Below are 6,242 nucleotides of genomic sequence, written 5' to 3'. Positions count from 1 at the left end.
TGGGGCTAAATGAGACCTATGCCATTACAGCGCAAGACCGGGTGTTGCAATTTGCCTCTTTTGCCTTTGATGTTTTAGTGGAAGAGTGTTTCTCGTCATTATGTCGTGGTGCTACGCTGGTCATGCGGGATGATAGCTGGCTGGCGTCTATGCGGGAATTTATTGATTTATCCCGGCAGTACCGTATCACGGTGATGTTTCTGCCGGCGTCGTTTTGGTCCGAACTGATGACCGGAGATAATGGGTTGTCGCTACCAAATACGCTCCGATTAATGGTTTTTGGTGGTCAGTCGGTCAAAAAGAATGCCATTCAGGCATGGTTTACCCAGCAAACCCACCGGCCCCGGCTATTGAACGCGTATGGCCCGACGGAAAATACGGTGACGGCGACCTGTAAGGAGATATTGTCTGCGGAGGATGTTCGTTCCATCGGCCGGCCGCTTAAGAATACCTGTGTCTACCTGCTGGACGCAGAGGGTCAACCGGTACCATTAGGTGGCATTGGTGAAATGTATATTGGCGGTGTCGGGGTGGCGCGGGGTTATCTTAACCGGCCGGAACTGAGCGCAGAACGCTTTATGCCGGATCCCTTTAGCCCGGTATCTGGGGCGCGCATGTATCGCACCGGGGATTTAGCCCGTTACCTGCCGGATGGTGACCTGGAATTTCTGGGCCGTAACGACCATCAGGTTAAAATCCGCGGCTTCCGGGTTGAGCTGGGGGAAATTGAAATCCGGTTGATGGAACACCCGGCGGTGCAGGAAGCGGTGGTGTTGGCGCTGGATGACGGACGGGACAGACGGTTGGTCGCCTATGTGGCGGCGGAAGCGCATGACGGGTTAGTTTCCCGTTTGCGTGAACACCTGAGTGTCTTGTTGCCTGATTATATGGTCCCGGCAGCTTTTGTACGTCTGGATGCCCTCCCGTTGATGCCGAATGGCAAGCTGGATCACCGGGCGTTACCGGTGCCGGGGGAGGAAGATGTTGCCCGTCAGGTCTATGAAGCCCCGCAAGGGGAGGTTGAGATTGCTCTGGCCGCTATCTGGCGTGAGTTACTGGGCATTGAGCCGGTCAGCCGGCATGATAATTTCTTTGCGCTGGGCGGCCATTCGTTGTTGGCGGTGCGGATGATGAACCGGATAGCGGCGTTAGGTATCGAACTGCCCTTGAGCACGTTGTTTGAAACGCCAACTTTAATGGCCTTTGCTGAGGCAATACATGCCCAGTTTGATGAGCAGCGCGGGCTATTGCCCGTCATCATGCCAATATCCCGTGAGGGGGTGTTGCCGCTGTCATTCGCACAGCAGCGTCTGTGGTTCCTGGCCCAGTTTGAGGGGGTCAGTGATACCTATCATATCCCGATGGTACTGCGCTTGTGTGGTCGGCTGGATATCGCTGCCTGGCAGCAGGCGCTTGACACGTTGTTTGCCCGTCATGAAGCGTTACGTTCTGTCTTCGTCTCCGTTGACGGTCAGCTACAAGTGCAACTGTTGAGTGCGGACAACGGCTTGCCTTTATCTCAGCATGACCTGCGTGGGATACCGGATGCCGAAACTATACTTGAACACCTGAGCATCGGGGAAGCCCACACGTCATTTGATCTCAGTCATGGCCCGCTTATCCGTGCTTCGCTTATTCGGCTCACCGATGATAAATACCAGTTTTTGCTTACCCAGCATCACATTGTGTCGGACGGCTGGTCTGTAGGTGTGCTGATACGTGAACTGAGCATGCTCTATACGGCTTTTCTGGCGGGGCAATGTGATCCTTTGCCACCGTTGATAATCCAATATCCTGATTACGCCGCCTGGCAACGCCAGTGGCTGTCGGCTGAACGGATCCAGTCTCAATCGGACTATTGGCGTACCCTGCTGGCTGATGCGCCGGTACTGCTGGATTTGCCAACCGATCGACCACGCCCTCTTCAGCAGTCGTTTGCCGGGGATGTGATGCTCATCGATCTGGATGCGGAATTGACGCAATCCCTTAAGCACCTGAGCGAACAGCAAGGCGTCACGTTATTCATGACCCTGTTGTCCGCCTGGGCCACGGTCTTGTCGCGTCTGTCAGGTCAGGAGGATGTGGTTATCGGCACACCGAGCGCAGGCCGCAGCCACCAGGAAATAGAATCCTTGATCGGTTTCTTTGTCAATACGCTGGCCTTACGTATCGATTTATCGGGTGCGCCGAGTGTGATTGAGTTGCTGGCTCGTGTGCGGCAAACCGCACTGGCGGCACAGACGTATCAGGATCTACCGTTTGAACAGGTGGTGGAAATTGTGCAGCCACCGCGCAGACTGGCGCATACCCCGCTGTTCCAGGTGATGTTTACCTGGCAGAACAATGAGAGCCTGGAATGGGGACTGCCCGAATTGGCCGTCTCACCTGTTGATCTTGTTCTGGACACCGTCAAGTTTGATCTGGAACTGGCACTGTCTGAGGAGAATGGCAGGATTGTGGGGGCTTTGAGTTATGCCACGGCCCTGTTTGATCAACAAACGATCGAACGCTATGTAGGGTATCTGCACACGGTACTGCAAGCGATGGTGGCTCATCCTCAACAGCCCGTTGGGGAAATTGATATTTTGGCGCCGGCAGAGCGCAGGCTATTGCTGGCAACCTGGAACGCCACGGAAATCCCCTATCCTGACCCGTTGTGCATTCATCAGTTATTTGAACAACAGGCCGGGAAAACGCCGGATGCGACGGCACTGGTATATGAAGACCAGACGTTCAGCTATGCCCAATTGAATGCCCGTGCCAACCGGCTGGCGCATCAACTGATTGCGTTGGGCGTAGAACCGGATCAGCGGGTGGCGATTTGCGTGGCGCGTTCACCGGCAATGGTGGTGGGATTGCTGGCGGTGCTGAAAGCGGGCGGGGCTTATGTGCCGCTGGACCCGGATTACCCTGGGGAACGCTTGGGGCATATTTTGTCTGATGCTTCACCGGCTATTTTACTGGCCGATGTAGCCGGGCATGCAGCGCTGGGCGAAAACGTGTTTACCGGGTTGACGGTGCTTGATCCGAATGAATTGCCTGACCAGCCGGATAGCAATCCGCAGATAGCTGAATTGACCTCACGGCATCTGGCGTATGTGATTTACACCTCTGGCTCGACCGGCACACCGAAGGGGGTGATGGTTGAACATAGACAGCTGGTTAATCAAATTACTGCGTTGAATACCAAGTGGTTTTTTAACGCATCTGACCGTTTATTGCAGTTTTGCAACCCTGCTTTTGACGTTTGTGCCTCTGAAATATTTTGCGCGATAACGCAGGGTTCAGCCGTCGTCTTGAGGACAAACCAGTGGACGTTCAGTGCGCAGGAATTCTGGCGTTTGTGTGAGTCTTACAAAATTACGTACATTGCGATACCTGCCCAATTTTGGCGAATAATCTCTGAAGTGAATGAAGGCGATATCTATCAGGGCCTAAGAATAATTTGTATTGGTGGGGAAGCGATATCTGATCATGAGTTAGAACGTTGGTTATCGGTTCACCGTGAATATCCTGTTCTGGCGAATTGCTATGGTCCTACAGAAGCCACGATTACCACAACGATATCCTGTCTGAATGAAGTGGCAGGACAAGCCAATATCATTGGCCGGCCACTGCCAAATACGCGAGTTTACTTGCTGGATGTTTACCGCCAGCCGGTGCCGCTGGGGGTGACAGGCGAAATCTATATTGGCGGGGCGAGCATTGCCCGCGGTTATCTCAATCGGCCTGATCTGACTGCCGAAGGTTTCGTCACTGATCCCTTTAGTGATGAGCCTGATGCCCGTATGTACAAAACGGGAGATTTAGGTTGCTATCTGCCGGATGGCAATTTGGCATTCCTTGGCCGTAATGATCAGCAGGTTAAAATCCGGGGCTTTCGTATTGAACCGGGTGAAATTGAAGTTCGTTTGACAGAACACCCAGCAGTACGTGAGGCTGTTGTGTTGGTACAGGGTGATGGGGAAGATAAACGCCTGGTTGCCTATGTGGTGGCTCAGGCGAAGGATAGGCAGGTTAACAGCTTGCGTACCCATCTGAGTGCCATTTTGCCTGATTACATGGTGCCAGCGGCCTTTGTGTATCTGGATGCCTTTCCGCTAACGCCTAACGGTAAGTTGGACCGTCAGGCATTACCGGCACCGGGCGAGGACGCTTTTGCCCGTCAGCGTTATGAAGCGCCGCAAGGGGAGATGGAAACGATGTTGGTGGCGGTCTGGTGTGAGCTGCTGGGGATTGAGCGGATTAGCCGGCATGACAATTTCTTTGCGCTTGGCGGTCATTCGCTGCTCGTTGTACGAATGATTGAACAATTGCGGCGTATCGGTCTGGGGATATCGGTGCAAACGCTATTCCAGCATCCAACACTCCGGGTTTTAGCTCAATCGCTGGCTCAACATCGTGAAATCTCGGTGCCTGACAACCGCATTACACCGGACATTGTGGCGTTGACGCCAGACCTGCTGCCGTTGATTGACCTGACTCAGGCTGAGATTGACCGTATCGTCGGTCAGGTTCCGGGCGGGATTGCCAATATTCAGGATATCTATGCCCTGTCGCCGTTGCAGGATGGCATTCTATTTCACCATCTGCTAGCGAACGAAGGTGATCCCTATCTGTTAACCAGTCAGATGGCCTTTGCTGACCGTTCTCTGCTGGATTGTTATCTGGATGCGGTGCAACAGGTGGTTGATCGCCATGATATTCTGCGTACCGCTTTTGTCTGGCAAGGATTATCCGTGCCGGCTCAGGTCGTCTGGCGTCAAGCTCCTTTATTAGTGACTGAATTGACGCTGGATCCGGTTGATGGACCGGTTAGTGATCAACTGGCTCAACGTTTTAATCCCCGTCATTATCATCTCGATTTGGGCCAGGCGCCTCTGCTGCGTTTTGTGGTGGCGCAGGAGACTGATGGCCGCTGGATGGTACTGCAATTGCTGCATCACCTGATTGGTGACCATGAAACGATGGAAGTGATGCACCGTGAAGTGCAGGCCTATTTTTCCGGACAAGGGGACAGCCTGCCTGCGCCTGTGCCATTCCGTAATCTGGTGGCTCAGGCCCGGTTGGGCACCAGTCAGGAAGTGCATACCCGTTTCTTTACCGATATGTTGGCGGAGGTCGATGAACCGACACTGCCGTTCGGGTTGGCGGAGGTGCACCGTGATGGCTCACAGGTAACGGAATCGTACTGGATGCTGACGGCCGGGTTGAATGATCGTTTGCGTAGTCAGGCCCGGCGTTTGGGTGTCAGTCTGGCGGCGCTGTGTCATCTGGCCTGGGCACAGGTGTTGTCACGTACCAGTGGGCAGGAGAAAGTGGTGTTTGGCACCGTCTTATTTGGGCGCATGGCGGCGGGAGAAGGCGCTGATAGTGGCATGGGGCTGTTTATTAATACGTTGCCGTTGCGGTTGGATATTGATGAGACCCCGGTACGGGACAGCGTGCGGATAGCACATTTACGGTTGGCCGGCTTGCTGACGCATGAGCATGCGTCACTGGCGCTGGCCCAGCGGTGCAGTGGGGTTGCCAGCGGTACGCCTCTCTTTAGCGCCTTGTTGAACTACCGGCATAATGAGCAGCCGGATCTGCTGGATGAAACGATGGCTGGGATTGAATTCCTGGGCGGACAGGAGCGTACTAACTATCCATTTGGGTTGTCGGTGGAGGATGACGGCGCTTCTTTAGGGCTGACCGCTTATGTAGTGCAGCCGTTTGATCCGGACAGGATATGCGGTTATATGCAGCAGGCGCTGGAGAGTCTGGCAGTGGCGCTTGAGCAAGCCCCGGAGACGCCGGTGCGGGTGCTGAACATCCTGCCTGCGACGGAACGCACATTGTTGCTGGAGACCTGGAACGCGACGGAAACCCCTTATCCTGATCCATTATGTCTCCATCAATTGTTTGAACAACAGGTGGAGATAACCCCGAATGCCACCGCGCTGATGTATCAAGAGCAAACCCTCAGTTATGCTGAATTGAATGCCTGTGCCAACCGGTTAGCCCATCAACTGATGGCGCTGGGCGTGACACCGGACCAGCGGGTGGTGATTGGCGTGGCCCGTTCCCCGGCGATGGTGGTGGCGCTGCTGGCGGTGCTGAAAGCGGGTGGGGCTTATGTGCCGTTGGATCCGGCTTATCCCAGAGAGCGGTTGGTGTATATCCTGAATGATACGGCCCCGTCCGTGGTTCTGGTTGACGCGGCTGGCCGGGCGGCGCTGGGGGAAGAGGCGCTGGGCGGG

The 6,242-nt window shown here is 54.7% G+C and carries 1 protein-coding gene; it reads left to right on the top strand.

Going from position 1 to position 6,242, the window contains the following annotated elements; genetic code table 11:
* The coding region (locus ACGF63_RS22040) for an amino acid adenylation domain-containing protein (RefSeq protein WP_387633226.1) at positions 1 to 6,242 on the top strand (6,242 nt) is incomplete at both ends.

The sequence above is a fragment of the Photorhabdus sp. RM322S genome (genome assembly GCF_042879395.1).
In the GTDB taxonomy this organism is placed as follows: domain Bacteria; phylum Pseudomonadota; class Gammaproteobacteria; order Enterobacterales; family Enterobacteriaceae; genus Photorhabdus; species Photorhabdus khanii.
This window is presented reverse-complemented; position numbering and strand designations above follow the sequence as displayed.